The organism is Bradyrhizobium sp., from assembly GCF_019242285.1.
Classification (GTDB): Bacteria; Pseudomonadota; Alphaproteobacteria; order Rhizobiales; family Xanthobacteraceae; genus Bradyrhizobium.
Genome location: NZ_JAFAVV010000313.1, coordinates 1 through 2,151, shown reverse-complemented (window position 1 = coordinate 2,151; position 2,151 = coordinate 1). Strand labels below are relative to the sequence as shown.

1 protein-coding gene is annotated in these 2,151 nt (G+C 65.7%); it reads left to right on the top strand.

Translation table 11 applies throughout. From position 1 onward, the window contains the following. Positions 1–1,891: SEC-C metal-binding domain-containing protein (locus JOY90_RS12380; protein ID WP_291691421.1), on the top strand; the 1,891-nt coding region annotated here is incomplete at its 5' end. Between the last annotated feature and the right edge of the window lie 260 nt (positions 1,892–2,151).

Genomic DNA, 2,151 nt, shown 5'->3' with positions numbered 1-2,151 from the left:
CCACAAGCTGTTCCAGCGCGACAAGGACTACATCGTGCGCAACGGCGAGGTCGTCATCATCGACGAGTTCACCGGCCGCATGATGCCCGGCCGCCGCTATTCGGAAGGTTTGCACCAGGCGCTCGAGGCCAAGGAGCATCAGCCGATCCAGCCGGAGAATCAGACGCTCGCCTCGATCACCTTCCAGAACTACTTCCGCATGTACGAGAAGCTCGCGGGCATGACCGGAACGGCGGCGACCGAGGCGGACGAGTTCATCGACATCTACAACCTGGAAGTGATCGAGGTGCCGACCAACATGCCGATGGTGCGGCTGGACGACGACGACGAGGTCTACCGCACCGCGGCCGAGAAGTACCGCTCGATCCTGACGCTGATCGAGGACTGCAAGGCGCGCGGGCAGCCGGTGCTGGTCGGCACCACCTCGATCGAGAAGTCCGAGCAGCTCGCCGAGATGCTGCGCAAGAAGGGCTGGGAGCAGCACGATTTCAGCGATCCCAACGCCTTCTCGGCGCTCTACAGCGGCGACGACGGCGCCTCCAAGGCCAAGGTCTTCGCCATTCTCAATGCGCGCTATCACGAGCAGGAGGCCTACATCATCGCCCAGGCAGGTGTGCCGGGCGCGATCACCATCGCGACCAACATGGCGGGCCGCGGCACTGACATTCAGCTCGGCGGCAATCCCGACATGCGCGTGCGCCACGAGCTCGCCGAGGTCGCGGAGGGGTCGGCGCGCGAGGGCCGCGTCGCCGAGATCCGCGCCCAGGTGACGCGGCTCAAGGAAAAGGCGCTCAAGGCCGGCGGCCTGTTCGTGCTCGGCACCGAGCGGCACGAGAGCCGGCGCATCGACAACCAGCTGCGCGGCCGCTCCGGCCGCCAGGGCGATCCCGGGCATTCGAAGTTCTTCCTCTCTCTCGAGGACGACCTGATGCGCATCTTCGGCTCCGACAAGCTCGATACGATGCTGCAGCGGCTCGGGCTCAAGGAGAACGAGGCGATCGTCCATTCCTGGATCAACAAGGCGCTGGAGAAGGCGCAGCAGAAGGTCGAGGCGCGCAACTTCGACATCCGCAAGAACCTGCTCAAGTTCGACAATGTGATGAACGACCAGCGCAAGGTCATATTCGACCAGCGCGTCGACTGGATGCGCGACGAGGTCGGGGCCGAGATCGTCGCCGACATGCGGCATTCTGCGGTCGAGGAGCTGGTCGCCAAGCACGTGCCGGAGAACGCCTATCCGGAGCAATGGGACACCAACGGCTTGAAGGAGGCGCTCGCGCGTGTTCTCGGCCTCGACCTGCCGGTCGACGAATGGGCCAAGGAGGAGGGCATCGCCGAGGAGGAATTGACCTCGCGCGTGGTGCGCAAGGCGGACGAGCACATGGCCGCGAAGGTCGCCCAATGGGGTCCGGACGTCATGCGCTATGTGGAGAAGTCGATCCTGCTGCAGAGCCTCGATCATCTGTGGCGCGAGCACCTGCTCACGCTCGAGCATCTGCGCCAGGTGATCGGCCTGCGCGGCTATGGCCAGCGCGATCCGCTCAACGAGTACAAGGCGGAATCATTCAATCTGTTCGAGGCGATGGGCATCAATCTGCGCGAGGCGGTCACCGCCCAGCTGATGCGAGTCGAGATCCGCACCGCGCCGCCCGAGGCGCCGGCGCCCCTGCCTTATATGGAAGCCCACAAGATCGATCCGGCGACCGGCGAGGACGAGATGGCGCTGGCGCGTGCCGGCGCCGCCACCTTGGCGCAGCACGGCATCACCTCGGTGCCGCCCGCCGAGCGCGTCGCCGACAATCCGGCGAGCTGGGGCAAGGTCGGGCGCAACGAAGCCTGCCCCTGCGGGTCGGGCAAGAAGTACAAGCACTGCCACGGAAAGCTGAGCTGACGCGCAGTGGCGCGTCAGCTCATTGCGAGGAACGCTGTGATTCTTCGACTCTGCTCAGGACAGGCTGCGCAATCCCGAGGCGCTCGATAATGCCGGTCAACCTCTCGGCCCCGGACCCTGACGCCCTGCATGCCGTCGCCGGCGTCACGCTCGGCATCGCGGAAGCGGGGGTGCGCAAAGCGAACCGCAAGGACCTGCTCGTCGTCCGTGTCGACGAAGGGGCGAGTGTCGCGGGAGTGTTCACCCAGAACCGCTTCTGT